The sequence below is a fragment of the Shewanella sp. WXL01 genome, from assembly GCF_012263345.1.
Taxonomy (GTDB): domain Bacteria; phylum Pseudomonadota; class Gammaproteobacteria; order Enterobacterales; family Shewanellaceae; genus Shewanella; species Shewanella maritima.
This window is the reverse complement of sequence record NZ_JAAIKQ010000002.1, coordinates 271,998-288,909: the sequence shown is the minus strand read 5'-3', so window position 1 is coordinate 288,909 and position 16,912 is coordinate 271,998. Positions and strand designations below refer to the sequence as shown.

Genomic DNA, 16,912 nt, shown 5'->3' with positions numbered 1-16,912 from the left:
ATTACCCCTATCGAACTGAGCCAATCAATGAATCAAAAATGGTTTGTGCAGTTGACATGATTCGAGCCGACGCTTGATAAGTTTGCTGAAAACGCAGTAGATTTGCTGCTTCTTCATCAAGGTTTACGCCAGATTCAGTTTGTACCCGGTTATATGCCTGCTGATAAATGGCATCAGCTGAACCAACGCGCACTTCTGCAGCTTTGGTTTTGCTACCAATATCAAGTTTGGTGTTTTCAAATACGCCAGTCAGCGTGGTTGTTCCACCATTCATTAGGTTTTCGTTGGCAAGCTTAGCCATCTCGATGGCGTTATTGTTGTTACCTTCAGCAAAAGTCAAATCAAACTTGAAACGCTCAGCCGTCGCACCATTGGTGTTACTTACATCAAAACTAATACCAAACGCGTTCACCTCAGGTGGCGTATAAGTACCTGTACCGAGCGAAGTACCTGCGGCATCAAATGCTTCATAAGTATTAGTGGCGGTATTTAACTGGAAAGTAATTTCACTGCCTACGCCAGGAAAGCCAGCGGCCGTTGGATCCATACCATTTAGCGACACACTTGCTGCAGAGGTATTGTTTTCATCTGCGGTAATCGTTGGGCCAGCAACGGCAAGTTTGCGAGGATCAGTCATGGTTACTGCAATACTGCTCGCCGCATTCGCTGTTGGGCGAATTTCAAATCGATCGCCATCAGCCATTGCACCTGCATCAATATTGATAGTAAAACCAGCACCACCTACCAACTCACTTGGCGGGTTTAGTGTAAGCGGCGTGACTTCACCTGATTGTGTATCTGTTAGCTCATAGGTTGCTGGCGCGGTGAACTTTAACTCGTAGCTAGAACCGGTAAGCGTACCCACGTCATCAATGTTGACAGATAGCGTCGCATTACCAGTGTTGGTGCTATAGCTACCAGCGCGGCCAATTGCCATTAGTGGGTCATTGATATCACGGAACATGTCACCACCGACTTCTCCGTTCAAATCAAAACCCTTGGTTTGCATTTGATTAAAAGTGTCTGCAATACCTAAAGCCAGTTGACCAAGTTCGTGACTCGCCGGCATTAAAGACTCATCTCGATATTCAAACAAAGCACCTAGCTGGCCACCTAGTTTACTTGGGTCAACCACTAAAGAATTGTTTCCAGAACTAGTTGTCAGTCTTGGTTCATTTGGATATGGGTCACCAGGCGTGACGCCCATTGTCATTGACACTTCAGCTGACACCAGCATTACAGAACCACCGAGCATAATAGACTTAGCTCCATTCTCTAGTGGAATGACATTCACTGCACTATATTCACTTAGCTCATTAATTAACGCGTCTTGCTTATCAAGCAGCTGTGGATCTTCAGTTTGAGTTTTCATCAGCTCAAGGTTGATGCTACCCAACTCTTTACTGATCTCATTAATGCGCGTGGTGATAGACTCAATTTGTGAATTGGTTTGCTTAACCTGACCATCAATATAAGACTGCATTTGGTTCAAGCTGGTTGCGAGCTGCCCTGCACTGTCAATGACGTTATTGCGTAGACCTAAATCGGTAGGCAAATCAGCCACACTGTTAATGCTGGAAAAGAAGTTATTCAAGCCATCCGGCACCATAGAGCCAACTTTAGAGAATAGCTGGTCTAGCTCACTTAATTTGGAATAGCTAGTTTGCGCAGCACTTGATGCAGTTTGACCAATACGAAGCTCGCGCGCCGCATAATCGTTATAAATACGCTTTACGTCATTAACGTAGCTACCCGTGCCTAAGAAGTTGCCACCTAAATATTGCGATTCAAGTGCAGACTGCGTTGCCACTTGGCGGTGATAACCGTTAGTGTTGACGTTCGCAATATTATTACTGGCCACCGCCAATTGTGATTGAGAAGCCAATACACCGGTGCGAGCAATATTTAATAAATCTACCGCCATTAGTTATTCTCCCCAGGTAACATTGACTTGACACTTTGCGTGACTGATTGCATGACTCTAATTACCTTGTTGGCATATTGTGGGTCAGTCGCGTAGCCTGCTTGTTGTAATTCCTTGATAAACTGCTCAGGCTTGGCGGCAACATTCGTTGCTTGTTGGTAGCGTTCGCTACCACTAATAAATTCCACAAAATCGTTAAAACTGTGCTCAATGCTGTCATAAACTCTAAAATCAGCTTTTTGCTTTACTGCAACACCTTGCTCATATTCCAGCGTGCTAACCTGGGCTTTGTCGCCTTGCCAGCGCTTATCTGCTTTAATATTAAATAAGTTATTGCTCGGCGCGCCGTCAGCGCCTTTAATCACCTTTTGTCCCCAGCCAGTTTCTAGCGCAGATTGGGCAATTAATACTTCAGGCGTAGTGCCAAGTGATTGCGCCGCTTTTTTGGCATATGGATAAAGTGTTGAAACAAATTGCTCAGGGGTATCAAAACCCTGCATAGACGATGATGAATTAGGCAAGCTTTTGCCGCTTTGTAGCTTGCCGCCAAAACCAGCGTTCATTGCTGATGAATAGTTAGTGGCAAGCGCTTGTGATGCCCCGATATTGCCTTGCAAAATACTTTGCATCTGCTGTTGGGCATTAAACTCTTCATCAGGGTTAAAACCTGCAGCTTGCGCCCCGGCAATACCTGCCTGGAAACTGCTAGATAAACCTGTATTTTGAAGGTTATCTATATCAGCCTGAGCTGGCTGAGCCGTATTAATTCGCAGCTTATTGCGCGAGTAATCTACCGCCTGAGTTGCTAAACCCGTCACATCGCTGTCAGTACCATTTCGCAGTACAGATGCGGGTTTAACATTGCTCGATGCTGGGTCTAACTGCTGCACCATCAACTCTGCGAGTCCCAACATGCCTTTGGAAGATAAATCGACCGACATTTGTTGGTCGCGCATCTGCTCGAAAAACTCGGTAGTCTGGCTGTTAAATGGGCTATCAGCTTTAAAGGCGGAATTGGCATCACGCATGCTTTTCATCAGCATTTGAATAAAGATACCTTCAAACTGCTTGGCGGCTGCTGTCAAAGCCCCTTTTTCATCTTTCTGGGCTTGGGCGCGCAGTGAATCTAGGCCCCCTAGATCCAGAAAATGCGATGAATTTGACAGCTTATCCATAGTGATACCATTTGCCTTAGCGACAATTTTTAGATGATGATGAGTTCACCATGCAAAGCACCTGCCATTTTTAGTGCTTCTAAAATTGCCAATACATCCGATGGCGCAGCGCCGACTAAATTCACCGCTCGAACCAACTCATCTAAAGTCGTGCCTGGATTGAACATAAACATACGATTGTCGCTTTCATCTACATCAATGGTGCTTTCGGTGGTCACCACAGTTTGCCCGCCCGCAAATGGATTAGGCTGCGACACCTGAGTTGCCTCAGCAATGGTGACAGTAAGACCACCATGGGTTACCGCAGCAGGCAACAACTTAACCTTTTGGCCAACAACAATAGTGCCGGTACGGGAATTAACGATTACCTTGGCTGATTCATCAGCTGGCTCGACTTCAATGTTTTCCAATGTGGCAAGAAAAGAGACGCGCTGTGATGCATCACGCGGTGCGCTAACTTGAATTGAACTAGCGTCAATCGCTCGTGCCATACCAGGGCCAAGTAACCCGTTAATCGCATCAGCAGTTCTTTTAGCAGTAGAGAAATCTGCTCGGCGTAAGTTGAAGGTTAAATGGTCGCCATTGGCAAATGGTGATGCCACACTGCGCTCAACAATCGCGCCACCTGGGATACGTCCCACGGTTGGTGTATTTTGAATAACTTGCGAGCCGTCTAAACCTTCAGCGCTAAAACCTGAAACTACCAGCGAACCTTGCGCGATAGCATACACGTTGCCATCAACCCCTTTTAAGAAGGTTTGCAGCAGTGAGCCACCACGTAAACTCTTAGCTTCACCTAAACTTGATACGGTAACGTCAAGGTTTTGACCTGGCTTAATAAACGCTGGCATTTCAGCGTGAACAGCCACTACCGCAACGTTTTTAATCTTAGGGTTAACGTTTTCAGGTAAGTTAATACCGAAGTTTTTAAGCATGGTTTTAAAGGTTTGTTCGGTATAGCGAGTTTTCTCACCGGTACCTGGCAAACCCACGACTAAACCATAACCTACCAGTTGGTTGCTACGCACACCTTGGATGTTGGCAATATCTTTTAGTCGCTGCGCGAAAGTGGATGAGCTTAATGTCATCGCAATGAGTGCGATACAAAGAATCAATTTGGTTTTCATAAGCTGCTCCTAGAATGGCCACCATTTGCCATAGAAGAACTGACTTAGCCAACCAACTTGCTGTGACTCGGCAAAGGTGCCAGTACCGCTATATTGAATACGCGCATTGGCCACTCGAGTTGACTCAATCGTGTTGTCTGGAGTGATGTCTTCACTACGTACAATGCCAGTCACGCGAATGAACTCATCACCATTATTAATAGATATCCACTTTTCGCCGCGAATAACTAAGTTACCGTTACCTAGCACCTGCATCACATTGGCAGAGATGCTGCCGTTTAAGCTGTTTGATTGGTCGGCATCGGCTTCACGCTTGGTATTCATGCTATCTGAATAGCGAAAATCAATTGGAACGCCTTTGACTGTGACGTTTTTACCACCGGCATAAACTGGCTCAACACCAATCGAGTTATCTTTTTTCATCTCGTTATTGGCGCTTTTCGTTGCCTGAGTTGACTCTCTTAGCACCACTGTAATGATGTCGCCAACCTTATGGGCGCGAATATCTGAATACAGGCTTGAAGCATGGGCGTCCATAAAAATAGAGCCGGTATTTTGCACCTTAGTCGGCGGAGCGTCCGGGTACACAGGCGCGTAATACGGATCGTCCGGAATTGGTTTATTTTGAGTTGAGCTGCAGCCGAGCATCAATATCAGCGTGCCCATAAAAAGATACTTACCCATAACCCACCTCTATAAGTTTTGGTTAACGTAAGACAGCATCTGGTCAACCGCTGAAATTACTTTCGAATTCATCTCATAGATACGTTGTGACTGGATCAAGTTCACCAGCTCTTCAGTAACGTTTACATTCGACGTTTCCAGCGCGCCTTGACGAATGGCACCTAAGCCGTTTTCAGATGGTGTACCTTGAATAGGTGCACCACTGGCACCAGTTTCTGTGTACAGGTTTTGACCAAACGGGTCTAAACCCGCAGGGTTAATGAAATCAGACATAGAAAGCTGGCCAACTACCTGACTTTCAGTTGCGCCAGCGGTCATCACAGACACTTCACCTTGCGACGATACCGTAATACTGGTGGCATCTTCAGGAATGGTGATTGCGGGTTGAACCACATACCCTGAACCTGGCGTCACGATTTGACCAGTATCATCCAAACTAAACTGACCGTTACGGGTATAAGCGGTATTGCCATCAGGTAGCTGCACTTCAAAAAAGCCAGAACCTTCAATCATTAGATCCAGCGCATTGTCAGTGGTAAGCATATTGCCCTGGGTAAACATTTTTTGGGTGGCAACAACTTTAGTACCTGCACCCATATTCAAACCATTTGGCAACTTGGTGTTGTCAGCGCTAACGCCACCAGCTTGGTTTACAGTCTGATATAGCAGGTCTTCAAATACAGCGCGGCTTTTCTTAAAGCCTACAGTGCTAGCATTAGCGACATTGTTAGAAATAACAGAGATATCGGTTTGCTGAGCATCAAGGCCGGTTTTACTGATCCAGAGTGCTGGGTGCATAATTTGTTACTCCTAACTCATTCTTAATAATGATGATGACGCGCGGTCTAGCTCTTCCGCATTTTTCATCATCTTGACTTGCATTTCGTACTGACGCTGAATGTTGATCATCTCAACCATCTCGTGAACAGCGTTAACATTGCTGCCCTCAACTGCGCCATTTTCAACACGCACTGTTGGGTCTGTTGCTGCAACTTCACCGGAAGCTAAACGGAACAAGCCATCTTCACCGCGCATCATTTGATCGTTGCCTGGGTTAACGAATTTAATCCGGCCAACCTCTTCAATCACTTCAGCGGTCGCACCTTGTGGGCGAACAGAAATAATGCCTTCGCCGGAGATATGAACCTTTTCAATCGGCAGTGGCAGTACAATAGGACCGGCCTCTCCCATCACCGCTCGATCTGAGCTGTTAACAAGCAAACCTGTGCTATCAAACTTTAAACTGCCCGCGCGGGTATAAGCTTCGCTGCCATCTTGCGCTTGCACCGCCATCCAACCATCACCGTTAATGGCAATATCTAAATCACGACCTGTGGTGCGAATAGGGCCTTCTCTGAAGTTTGCGCCAGGGCTTTCAGCCATAGAAAACACGCGGGTAGGCATACCTTCGCCAAAGGCTTGCATGGCGCGAGCCTGATTCATGTCTGCTTTAAAGCCATCGGTATTGGCGTTGGCAAGGTTATTGGCACGCACTGCAAGTGCGTTCATACCTTGTTTTGCCCCTGTCATGGCGACATAAAGAAATTTGTCCATAACCGCTCCGTCAAACTTTTTGCTTTAGTTGCTTTAATGCAAAGATATCTGCAACTGCCGTGCCAAAAACAAAGTTATGTTTAACGACCGAAATAAGACATTGATATAGTTTGATTTAATTTAAAATTAGCGGTAACTAGACGAGTGAGGAGTAGTCAAAAACTTAGCGAGAAGCGGGAATGAAAAATGACATCAAAAATAAGGAAAAGTGTTGCCGCAAGGAAGCGGCAACACGATAGATAGAAGTTAGCGGATCTGCAACACTGTTTGGTTAAGGGTGTTGTTCACTTCTAGGGTACGCGAGTTAGCCTGGAAGTTACGCTGCGCAGAAATTAAGTCAACCAACTCAGTGGTTAAGTCAACGTTCGACTGCTCTAGCGCTGATGAACGAATGCTACCAAATGTGCCGCTGTTTGCTTCACCAGCAAGCGCTGGGCCTGAGTCTAGGCTGGCTTTCCAAGAAGTGTTACCCACCTGAGTTAAGCCTTGCTCATTAGCAAAACGTACCAGTGCAACACGTGCAAGCGGTACACTAGAACCGTTACTGTAACTGGCATTAACCAGACCATCACTACCGATGTTTACATTGGTCAAACGGCCAACCGTGGTGCCGTCTTGAGTTAACTCTGTCACCTCAAATGGCGATGCATACTGAGTTGGGTTGTTATAGTTAATCGTAATTGTTTGTGAACCATCAGCGCCAGGACCCAATACATCAGCACCGTTTACACCTAACACTTCAGTTGTGAGTACTGCAGGGTCTGTACCGGTAAATGCGCCTACATCGTTAAACTTAACAACACTACCAGACCAACCACCAGTTGTTTGCGCAGTACCAGTTGAATCAGGGTTACCGTCACCGGTTGTATCTTGTGGGTAAGTACCTGCTGTACCACCAGTCATATTTACCGGCTTACCATCTACTGCGTAGTATGCTACCCAGTTACTCTCACCTGTATGCGAGCCGCCTTGAGGCTTGACAAAGTAAGTGGTCATAATGTGAGCTTCACCTAGCGAATCATAAACGGTCACTGATGTAGAGCTATTAAAGGTGTCTGAGTCATTTGGATCGAACGCTGCAGGGTCTAACTCACTCTCACCTACGTTAAGGTTCATCTGCAGACCCACGTTAGAGGTCATTACAGGACTACCTGCAGTATCAGGGATTTTAATCGGTTGAGTAGTGGTTAAGCTCACCGAAGTCGAATTACCGTCTTCATCTACTGGGAAGCCTTGTAAGAAGTTACCCGCTGAGTCGACCATATAGTTGTTAGTATCAACTTTAAATGCACCGGCACGAGTAAATGCATGGTCCTGGGTTCCAATTTCAGATGACGTCACAAAGAAACCACCACCGCTAATCGCCATATCTAACGAGTTATTAGTGAACTGTAAGCTTCCTTGATGAAATTGCTGCGCCACTTGCGTTGTTGTCGCACCACCACCAACTGCTGTTTTACTGTTGGAGAAAATAGAATTGGCGTACACGTCAGCAAACTCTGCACGAGATTCTTTAAAACCAATCGTGTTAGCGTTCGCAATGTTGTTCGCGGTAGTATTCAAGTCTTTTTGTGCTGCTGCAATACCACTCAATGCAATATTAAATGACATAATAAACCCCTGTTATTCCTTCGTTTAGCTAGCTTTCTGACTAGCAAATCAATGCTTAAAAAGTTATGTATTAGCTTTCAGATACCGCTAGCACATCAGACAATTTAATGCCGCCTATACCACGTAAATTCAAAATTGCACCTGTTGACGCTGTACCCAATGACACGCTGGTCACGTGAGCATAAGTCGATACAGGTAGCTCTTCTGAAGTACCATCCACATTACCAGTGGCCTTGAGCGAGTATTGTCCCTCAGGTACTGGTTCCCCATTTTTATCTAAACCGTCCCATGACACGTCGATGTTACCGCCGGCGCTGCCATCTACTTCAAATGTCGCTACTGTCTGACCAGACTCATCCTCAACTCGAACCGTGATAGTGTCGACTGCGGAAGGCGTCGTGATCACCCCTTTCACTTCAGGGCTTTCTGCCGACAAATGACCTGTATCAGAAGGCACAAGTACTTTACGGCCAACAAGGCCAGAGGCTTGAAGCGCCTGACTTGAGCTCATTACTGTATTTAAGTTAATAATCTCTTCATTAAGGTTTGCGATACCATCTACCGTTGAAAACGACGCCATCTGAGCAATCATTTGGTCATTGTCAACTGGCTTGAATGGGTCTTGCATTGACAACTGCTGACTGAGCAGAGCAAAGAAGTCTTCTTGCTTAAGCATCTGGTCATTGTTGTTTTCTGGTACCACTTCTTCTTGCAAGCGCAAACCATCTAAATATGAGTTACCTGTAACCACAGTTTCTTTTTGAACAGAGGCACTCGTAACCGCAGAGGTGTTTGAAGTCGTACCCGCTGCTTGCGGCACTGATTGGCTGTAAGGATTAATAATGCTCACGACTTAATCTCCACTAAATACTTAAAATTACTTACCCATGCGAAGCGTTTGCTGCAACATATTCTTAGTTGCATCCGCCACCTGGACATTCATTTGATACGAGCGCGACGCAGAAATCATATCTGCCATTTCTTCCATCACATTCACGTTTGGCTTGTAAATGAAACCATCGTTGTCAGCCATAGGATGATCAGGAGCAAATTCTTTAAGTAGCGGCTTGTCGCTCTCAACGATACCCGCAACTTTCACGCTGTGATTGCCAGTTTGTTGACCCTGTGCCTTTTTCATTTCGGCCTCAAAAACTGGGTGGCGAGCGCGATAAGTTTGGTCAATACTGCTTGATACAGAATCGGCATTAGCGATATTACTGGCAGTAGTATTGAGTCTTACTGACTGAGCAGACATGCCTGAACCAGATACATTAAAGATATTAAATAAGCTCATAATTATTGCCCCGTTAATGCCTTACGCATGCCTTTAAACTTGCCATCTAGAAAACCAAGTGACATCTGATACTCAAGTGAATTTTGCATAAAGGCTGATTGCTCTTGCTGCATATCAACTGTATTGCCGTCTCCGGTATCGGGCTGATTTGGTACCCGGTACTGCACGTGTTGACGACTTAATGCGGCAAGATCAAAGTGTTTTTCTGACGTTTGCGACATTGATAGCCCCTTCTGGCGAGAAGTTGCCGCTTTCATTGCCGCCTCAAAGTTAACGTCTTGCGCTTTATAGTGAGGAGTATCGGCATTAGCGATATTGCTAGAAAGCACCTCAGCGCGCTGGGCACGAATACCAAGCGAGTGTTGGTGTACTCCTAATGCTTTATCAAAATTAATCGCCATAAAATTGCCTCCTTTAACGCTTATTGGAATAAAAGCAAAGGCTGTGCCAACAATTTTAAAGACTATAAAGTAATACGATGGTGGGAGGTTAATTGGCGTGCAATAAAAACGCCACGAACAAACGTACGTGGCGTGTCACAAGAAAAAATATATTAAGCTATTGAATTATAAAATTAAGATTTCTTTTGGTAATAAATCCCTGGATTACAACGCACCATGTCAAATTCGTCAGTCAATCCAGCGATAGACTCAGAAGCCCCTAAAAACAGAATCCCTTTTGGGTTCAAAGCGGCAGCAAATTGCCGCAGTATTTTAGCTTTTGCTTCAGGAGCGAAGTAAATCAATACGTTACGACAAAAAATAATGTCGTATTTACCCAACAAACTATAGCTTTCAAGAAGATTATGAGCGCGGAAATTGACTAGGCGCTTCACATTAGCTTTAACCTTCATATTGCCCGATGGCAAAGCATCAAAAAACTGACGCTTGCGCTCTTCAGACAAGCCACGAGCTAATGCCAAGCTGTCATACTCAGCCTCTTTACACCGCTCTAGCATTGATGGTGACAGGTCAGTCGCTTGAATTGACGCCCCGCCCGATAATGCACCAGGCTTACGTTGCTGATACTCCAGCACAGTCATGGCTAACGAATATGGCTCTTGCCCTGAAGAGCAAGCCGCAGACCAAATTTTCAATGGTCTGCCTAACTTGCCGTAATTCGGCAGTAAAGTATTTTGTAGCAACTCAAATGGGTATCGGTCACGAAACCACAAGGTTTCATTGGTGGTCATAGCATCAATCACCTCGGCGCGCATTTGCCGCTCGGTAGGTTTCATTGAACGTTTAACCACTTCAGATAAAGACGGCAAGTTATACTTACCCATTAACGGCGCTAGTCGACTTCGCACCAAATACTGCTTGTTCTCACCGAGCACAATTCCGCTGTGCTGCTCTAAGAAAAGCCTAAATTGATTATACTCTGATTCAGCAAGTGATTTATTAGTCACATTTACTTCCTAAATTAAGAGCTATCCCTGCCCATGTTCAAACTAATAACTTATACACTCAGGTGCTTGTTAACGGCTTCGGCAAGCTCGTCAGGGTTAAACTTAGCAATAAAGTCGTTAGCGCCAACTTTTTCAACCATAGCCTGATTGAATACGCCACTTAATGAAGTGTGTAGTACCACTTTAATGTTCTTCAGTTTAGGGTCATCACGGATTTCTGCCGTTAATGTATACCCGTCCATCTCTGGCATTTCGATGTCTGAGATGATCAGAGGGATCTCTTGAGACACATCGGTCATCTCTTCAGCAACCGCTTTAAGCTTATCTAACGCTTCTTTACCGTCTTTTGCAGTATCAATCTGTAAGTTCAATGACTCAAGCGAGCGAATAATCTGCTTACGTGCGACAGCTGAATCATCAATTACCATAATGTGGTAGTTCTGCTCACGGTCTATAGTCAGTGTTTCGTCAACTTCTTCACTAATAGCAGTTTTTACTGGTGAGATTTCATCTAAGATTTTCTCTACATCTAAAATCTCGACGAGCTCATTTTCAATCTCTGTCACTGCAGTTAAGTATGAGTAACGACCCGCACCTTGTGGCGGCGGCATAATCGCTTCCCAGTTCATATTAATAATGCGCTCGACTGAACTCACTAGGAAACCTTGAACACTGCGGTTATATTCAGAAATGATAATAAAGCAGTTTTCAGTCGACTCTAACGGGCGGCCACCTGTTGCCGCACTTAAGTCAATCACTGAAATGGTTGCCCCACGAATATGGGCAACACCTTTAATATAAGAATTTAATTTTGGCAGACTCGTGAGCGGCGGACACTGCAGCACCTCTTTCACTTTGAAGACGTTAATCCCAAAGCGCTGACGACCATTTAATTTAAACAGCAGCAGTTCTAATCTATTTTGACCAACCAGTTGCGTACGTTTATTTACAGACTCAAGAATACTCGACATAACACTGCCTTGTTGTTGTTAATGTGTTACTCAATGGCGACACCAGCCAAATAGCTTTGTCTTCTCACGTGGTTGCAAGTTTTTATCTCAACGGTCATCGCCATAACTAACTAAACGACGAATGTTCAAATAGCGCAATCATGAACATGAATGACATTTGCCAAAAAACTGACTACATAGCTGGGCATAGTTTTTGCTTAATTAATGCTAATGCCCAACAGGGAATCCTATTTCAAAATTAACTTTGATTCATTAACTTTGTTCACAAACTTATCGCAAACTTGCGCAAAATCAACTCAAAAGTAGTGTAATTACATTTTGCCGAGCAGCGTGTTGCAACAAATGTTCAATTCTCATGCAAAACATGAAATTTAAACCCAAAGTTATTATTTTGAATAACATTTAAAGAGTATAGGTGTAATCTGGCAAAACTCGCTAGTATCTTCATTATGAAAGTAAAAATTTTATTATTTTGTTTGCTGATAACCCACACCTTGCCGTTAAGTGCCAATCAATCACCGGCAAACGAATCAAATAAAGGTGAGGCTCAGCAAAGCATCGTTACTCCTAACTTATCGACCATAGATATGTTAGCTAAAGAGGTGATTTCTAAAAAAATTGCGCCAAAGCCCAATGCAAAAGTAACGATTACGCCGCAAAACCTAGAAGGCCGCCAGCAACCACCAAGATGCTATGAACCGATTTCAGCAAACCTGGCAACAGATAGAGAAATCTCGCGTACTAATACGGTAAAAATTAGCTGCGATAGCCCCGACCTTGCTTACCCATGGCAAATCTATGTCGCCGTGCGAGTCGCGATTGAATATCCGGTTGTCGTGGCCAAAGAAGTGCTGTCACCAAAAACGGTATTGTCATCAAGCCAACTCACTCTGGCGTACATGGATCAATACAGCCTTCGCGGTGAATATTACTCGAGCATCGATGAGCTTGTTGGCACTAGAGTAAAACGCAAAACCAGTCAAGGCTCACCGCTGTTAAAGCGTAGCCTGTGTTTCGTATGCAAAGGCGATGCAATTTCTATTTGGGCGAAAACCGATACGCTACAAATAAAAACCACAGGCGAAGCCATGCGTGATGGTAATATAGGCGATGTGATCAAAGTCAAAAATACAAACTCTAACAAACAGTTAGATGCGCAAGTGATTGGCATTGGCGAAGTAGAAGTTAAAATGTAAAATAATTCTAAAGTTATTTTTCTACTGGCCGATAGCCTTATTGGGAAACCTCATCACTTACGTTGGAGCCTATTATGGCAATTGACATTAACAAATTAAAAACGGCCACCAGCACGCCTTTGCAGACATCTCGTCAAGCAAAAGCAAGCCAAGATGCTGGCAGCGGTGCTAAAACTGAGCAGGCAAGCTCTGCAGTCAAAGGTGACTCAGTAAGCATTACTTCGCAAGCTCAAGGTTTACAAAGCGCACAAAGTAAAATGGCAGCATTACCAGATGTTGATCAGGCTAAGATTGCTGAAATCAAACAAGCAATTTCAGAAGGTCGCTATAAAGTAGACCCTGAAAAACTAGCGGCAAACATTGCTAGTTTCGAAGCCCAGCTCGACGGCCTGAATTTAAACGAAGAGTAATCGTTTGTCGTTACTCTAAAGATTATTGTTTAGCTCACGTGTTTCACATGGGCATAGACAGGCATAACTATGAGTAACCTATGACAGAAATTGCTAATTTGCTTTCCCAACAGCACGCTACCCTGACGTCGCTGCGAACCATTATATCCGCAGAAAAAGAAGCGCTTATCGCTCAAGATGCGGACCAACTGCTAAAGCTCGCACAGCAGAAGCAGCAATGCCTTACTTCTCTGCAGGAACAAGACAAAACTCTAGCCACTCACCCAGATAAGCAAATGTTGGTCGATGAGCAAGCACTCGCTCAGCGAGTCACAGATGCAAAAGCTTTGCTAGATGAATGCAAACAGCTAAACAGCGAAAATGCTCAACTCATTGAACTGAGCATGGCAAGTCTCAATCGTTTCTCCCAAGCCCTACATGCCAGCCGTAATTCATCAAGCATGACATATACCGACAAAGGTAAAACCTCTACGATTTCGACCTTAGGCAGTAACTTTAAGGCTTAAGGTAAGTTTTACAGATAAATTGATTAATAGAGTCCCTAGTGGGCTCTATTTTTTATTGAAATGACAGTTATGGATGGCCTAAAAAACATAAGGCTCGATAGCAGAATTTAAACAGTTACTTATTCCTCTCTCTTTTCTATTTGCCAGTGCTCTACATTATGCCACTACAAATATGCTGATTGTTCATCTCGTGGACCACTTGATGGAGTTCCTCTTGGTCACGCATCTCCTGAAGTCTTGTAAACTTATGATCAGGTACAACGCCATTATGTAAGTTCACAACTTTGTAGGCGTAATACTTAATATCGTTGTGGACTACTTTTGGAGCTAAATCAAACCACCCAATAGTATCTGCAGCACAAGATGTACTGCTAAAAAATAAACTGAGCATTACAAACCAACACATAAGGAACCGTAGGCTTGCTCAGAATTTAGTATGTATAGAGCATAGTATTTCGCGATCAACTTACCCACCTTAAAGGGCTATTTCATTAAACATGGACCAATGATGCTGTTCTTGTTAAGTACAATAATTGTTCTATGTTTATTAGACATCGGATAGTTAATGCCCCAACTCTTCGAACTCCAATACGTAACTAATTAATGAGCTATCACTAATCTTTCAAATACACTTAATCCCATGGTGAACGTTATGCACAAGTTGATTCTAGTTTTTATTATTTTGGCCCTCACCACCTTTAATGCTTTTGGTAACACCATTGCAGATATCGTCTACACAAATGCAAATATTCGAACTATGAACGAGGCAAAACCATTAGCCAAAGTTTTGGCAATTAAGGGGAATAAAATTGTCATGGTAGGCACAGAAGATGACGCCAAAAGCTGGATAGGAGCAAACACTCAAGTAATTGACTTAGATGGTAAGACGCTATTGCCCGGTTTCATAAGCACACATGATCACCTAATAGCCTCACAGTGGACGACCTCAGGCGTTCAGCTTTACGACGCAACAGGAAAACAAGATGCTCTGGCTAGAATTAAGGCGTACGCTAAAGCTAATCCGGATCATAAGGTGATCAAAGGCGTCGGTTGGGACAAAAACATGTTAGAAGGTCTACCCATCGCAGCGGATCTGGACAAAGCCGTCCCTGACCGACCAGCCATTATCCTAGATAACACGATTCATGATGCTTGGATGAACACAGCTGCGCTCAAAGCGGCAAATATAACCAAGGATACACCTGATGCCGTGCCGGGAGTGACATATTGGGTGCGCGATAGCGAAGGAAATCCAACAGGAGCCGCAATAGAAATTCAATGGTTTCAATCTTATATTGATATTGGGGCATGGGATCCTGACAACATGATCCCTGAGAGCGCTGAGTATCTATTAAACCTTGCTGCGAGCAACGGTACTACGATGGTTTTGGTCCCAGGCATCGTCACGCCTAACATCAAAGATGTTCATGGAGGAATGGAAAAGGACTTCGAGACGGCGATGGACATTCTTCAAGACTGGGCTGATTCTGACAAACTCCCTTTAAGAGTCCAAGCTCAACCATTCTTCAAAACACCTAAAGGCGATCCTCAACGATTTGTAAACTTTGGGGTAAGAATGAACAAAAAATACAACAGTGACTTACTCCGTTCTCGTAGTTTGAAAATCCATCCTGAGGGAAATACAGTAGCTGGTACCGCACCTTTCATCGACCCTTATAAAAATCAACCAGAGCATAGAGGAACATTTAACGTGCAGCCTGACACAACAATGTCGATTGTAACCAAAGCTGCAAAAGAAGGGTTAGATGTATTTATTCATACCGACGGTGATCGCTCCTCTCGCGCAGCCGTGGATGCGATAATAGAAGCAAGAAAGATAGACGCAAATAATCGTAGCGCACTGCACCATGCAATTTGGGTTCACCCTGACGACCAGAAGCGCATCATAGATAATAAGATACCCGTTAACTCAACTCCGAGTTTCACCAACACGTTCGGCGGCGGCAAACTAGATAATGAAAGAATGATTGGCTACCCCCGTATCGAAACTTCTCTAGGTCGCTACGCACACTTTGCACGCAACGGCGTAAAGGTGGGTATTTCAGCCGATGTGCCAAGCACCTCTCCAACTATGCAAGCACCTTTGTTCGTTGTAGATGGCGCTACTACCGGTTTAGATATCTCTGATCCTAAAAATACAGAAGTTTTTCCACCTAGCTGGGAACCTATGACCATTCATCAGGCGATGCGAGCCATCACTATCGACGCTGCTTGGATGCTAAACATGGAAGATAAAATTGGTAGTTTAGAAGTAGGCAAATATGCCGATTTCGTAGTCTTAGAATCAGATCCATATGAGGCTAAGCCTGGCACAGCACATCAAATTTCGCTGTTAATGACAGTTATGGATGGCCGAGTAACACATAAGGTTCAGTAGCAGAAATCAAACAGTTACTTGTTCTTTCCTCTTTAATAATTGGCAGGGCTTTACGCAATCACCCGACTCTGGTTTCCCTATCTCGCAGTACATTGACAGAAAGAGTTAGGCCGCACCTACTTTGAGCGTAACTCCTTGCCGTTATTCAAGTTTTATATTAAGGATTCATAGTCATGCTTTCATATCTACTGGAAGTTCATAGACATTCGATTTGAGTTATAAACCTGTCCAGTATGCTAACTAACTTTTGGGCAAAAACGTGCTAAAGATGCTTACTCTGAAAAGCGATTAGACAAAAATTAATAAAGTTTCGGTCAGTAAAATGCCCCAGAAATTCTGTTTCATCTGTAGCTTGTTTTACATACTTCCTAATCACAAACTTCCCCCTAACTGACAGTAACAAATTGAACAGTTGCTACTTAACCACTGTGACTAATATTTATAATATCTAAAACCTTGAGTGGGTAAATCATGCGAGAGCCCAAAGAGTTACATTTTTTAATGAGGCCTTTGTCGGTTTGCAATTATGTATGACACACGAGTTTTGTATGACGAGGTGGGTGATGGGCAATGATGGGAGTCGATGTAAAACACGGTATTTAAGCAATATATGGTCTCCCCACAAGTGAGGTTTGCCGACTTTAACCAAATTTA

Annotated in this window: 16 protein-coding genes; 4 read left to right on the top strand and 12 right to left on the bottom strand. The window is 44.1% G+C overall.

Features of this window, described 5'->3' with window-relative positions:
- Positions 1-7 precede the first annotated feature (7 nt).
- From flgK to G3R49_RS06395, 12 genes are all read right to left on the bottom strand, one after another.
- Positions 8-1,924 carry a flagellar hook-associated protein FlgK gene (gene flgK / locus G3R49_RS06450; protein WP_167869072.1) on the bottom strand — a complete coding sequence of 639 codons (1,917 nt, stop codon included), beginning with the start codon at positions 1,922-1,924 and terminating at the stop codon, positions 8-10.
- Positions 1,924-3,099 carry a flagellar assembly peptidoglycan hydrolase FlgJ gene (flgJ, locus tag G3R49_RS06445; protein ID WP_167869071.1) on the bottom strand — a complete coding sequence of 392 codons (1,176 nt, stop codon included), beginning with the start codon at positions 3,097-3,099 and terminating at the stop codon, positions 1,924-1,926. Before flgJ ends, flgK begins: the two co-directional genes overlap by 1 nt.
- A gap of 29 nt (positions 3,100-3,128) precedes the next feature.
- On the bottom strand, positions 3,129-4,226 hold the full coding sequence (locus G3R49_RS06440; protein WP_130597733.1) for a flagellar basal body P-ring protein FlgI: 1,098 nt from the start codon (positions 4,224-4,226) through the stop codon (positions 3,129-3,131).
- Positions 4,227-4,235: 9 nt separating this feature from the next.
- Positions 4,236-4,910, bottom strand: coding sequence for a flagellar basal body L-ring protein FlgH (flgH, locus tag G3R49_RS06435; RefSeq protein WP_167869070.1), 675 nt, complete (start codon positions 4,908-4,910; stop codon positions 4,236-4,238).
- A gap of 9 nt (positions 4,911-4,919) precedes the next feature.
- The gene (flgG, locus tag G3R49_RS06430; protein WP_130597735.1) at positions 4,920-5,708 is read right to left on the bottom strand and encodes a flagellar basal-body rod protein FlgG; all 789 of its coding nucleotides are present in this window, start codon (positions 5,706-5,708) and stop codon (positions 4,920-4,922) included.
- Between the two features lie 12 nt (positions 5,709-5,720).
- Complete coding sequence (flgF, locus tag G3R49_RS06425) at positions 5,721-6,464, bottom strand: flagellar basal-body rod protein FlgF (protein ID WP_167869069.1); 744 nt, start codon at positions 6,462-6,464, stop codon at positions 5,721-5,723.
- A gap of 246 nt (positions 6,465-6,710) precedes the next feature.
- Positions 6,711-8,075: a flagellar hook protein FlgE gene (gene flgE / locus G3R49_RS06420; protein ID WP_130597737.1), complete on the bottom strand. Its 1,365-nt coding sequence runs from the start codon at positions 8,073-8,075 to the stop codon at positions 6,711-6,713.
- Positions 8,076-8,145: 70 nt separating this feature from the next.
- The gene (gene flgD / locus G3R49_RS06415) at positions 8,146-8,925 is read right to left on the bottom strand and encodes a flagellar hook assembly protein FlgD (RefSeq protein WP_130597738.1); all 780 of its coding nucleotides are present in this window, start codon (positions 8,923-8,925) and stop codon (positions 8,146-8,148) included.
- Positions 8,926-8,952: 27 nt separating this feature from the next.
- A complete protein-coding gene (flgC, locus tag G3R49_RS06410) occupies positions 8,953-9,369 on the bottom strand; it encodes a flagellar basal body rod protein FlgC (protein WP_130597739.1) in 417 nt (138 codons plus the stop codon).
- A gap of 2 nt (positions 9,370-9,371) precedes the next feature.
- Positions 9,372-9,770 carry a flagellar basal body rod protein FlgB gene (gene flgB / locus G3R49_RS06405; RefSeq protein WP_130597740.1) on the bottom strand — a complete coding sequence of 133 codons (399 nt, stop codon included), beginning with the start codon at positions 9,768-9,770 and terminating at the stop codon, positions 9,372-9,374.
- 173 nt (positions 9,771-9,943) lie between these two features.
- A complete protein-coding gene (locus G3R49_RS06400) occupies positions 9,944-10,777 on the bottom strand; it encodes a protein-glutamate O-methyltransferase CheR (RefSeq protein WP_130597741.1) in 834 nt (277 codons plus the stop codon).
- A 50-nt stretch (positions 10,778-10,827) separates the two neighbouring features.
- Entirely contained in the window at positions 10,828-11,748 is a 921-nt protein-coding gene (locus tag G3R49_RS06395; RefSeq protein ID WP_167869068.1) for a chemotaxis protein CheV, read from the bottom strand.
- Between the two features lie 449 nt (positions 11,749-12,197).
- Between G3R49_RS06395 and flgA the strand changes: the two genes are divergently transcribed.
- The 4 genes from flgA (at position 12,198) to G3R49_RS06375 (ending at position 16,258) form a co-directional block, all read left to right on the top strand.
- Entirely contained in the window at positions 12,198-12,944 is a 747-nt protein-coding gene (gene flgA, locus G3R49_RS06390) for a flagellar basal body P-ring formation chaperone FlgA (protein WP_167869067.1), read from the top strand.
- A 74-nt stretch (positions 12,945-13,018) separates the two neighbouring features.
- Positions 13,019-13,354, top strand: a complete 336-nt coding sequence (gene flgM / locus G3R49_RS06385) for a flagellar biosynthesis anti-sigma factor FlgM (RefSeq protein ID WP_130597744.1) — start codon at positions 13,019-13,021, stop codon at positions 13,352-13,354.
- 80 nt (positions 13,355-13,434) lie between these two features.
- Entirely contained in the window at positions 13,435-13,860 is a 426-nt protein-coding gene (locus G3R49_RS06380; protein WP_167869066.1) for a flagella synthesis protein FlgN, read from the top strand.
- A gap of 652 nt (positions 13,861-14,512) precedes the next feature.
- Positions 14,513-16,258, top strand: a complete 1,746-nt coding sequence (locus G3R49_RS06375) for an amidohydrolase (RefSeq protein ID WP_167869065.1) — start codon at positions 14,513-14,515, stop codon at positions 16,256-16,258.
- The last annotated feature ends 654 nt before the right edge of the window (positions 16,259-16,912 follow it).

Coding starts and splice junctions, on each gene's coding strand:
- flgK (WP_167869072.1), bottom strand. CDS start 1,924: ATGGCGGTAGATTTATTAAATATTGCTCGCACCGGTGTATTGGCTTCT.
- flgJ (WP_167869071.1), bottom strand. CDS start 3,099: ATGGATAAGCTGTCAAATTCATCGCATTTTCTGGATCTAGGGGGCCTA.
- G3R49_RS06440 (WP_130597733.1), bottom strand. CDS start 4,226: ATGAAAACCAAATTGATTCTTTGTATCGCACTCATTGCGATGACATTA.
- flgH (WP_167869070.1), bottom strand. CDS start 4,910: ATGGGTAAGTATCTTTTTATGGGCACGCTGATATTGATGCTCGGCTGC.
- flgG (WP_130597735.1), bottom strand. CDS start 5,708: ATGCACCCAGCACTCTGGATCAGTAAAACCGGCCTTGATGCTCAGCAA.
- flgF (WP_167869069.1), bottom strand. CDS start 6,464: ATGGACAAATTTCTTTATGTCGCCATGACAGGGGCAAAACAAGGTATG.
- flgE (WP_130597737.1), bottom strand. CDS start 8,075: ATGTCATTTAATATTGCATTGAGTGGTATTGCAGCAGCACAAAAAGAC.
- flgC (WP_130597739.1), bottom strand. CDS start 9,369: ATGAGCTTATTTAATATCTTTAATGTATCTGGTTCAGGCATGTCTGCT.
- flgB (WP_130597740.1), bottom strand. CDS start 9,770: ATGGCGATTAATTTTGATAAAGCATTAGGAGTACACCAACACTCGCTT.
- G3R49_RS06395 (WP_167869068.1), bottom strand. CDS start 11,748: ATGTCGAGTATTCTTGAGTCTGTAAATAAACGTACGCAACTGGTTGGT.
- flgA (WP_167869067.1), top strand. CDS start 12,198: ATGAAAGTAAAAATTTTATTATTTTGTTTGCTGATAACCCACACCTTG.
- flgM (WP_130597744.1), top strand. CDS start 13,019: ATGGCAATTGACATTAACAAATTAAAAACGGCCACCAGCACGCCTTTG.
- G3R49_RS06380 (WP_167869066.1), top strand. CDS start 13,435: ATGACAGAAATTGCTAATTTGCTTTCCCAACAGCACGCTACCCTGACG.
- G3R49_RS06375 (WP_167869065.1), top strand. CDS start 14,513: ATGCACAAGTTGATTCTAGTTTTTATTATTTTGGCCCTCACCACCTTT.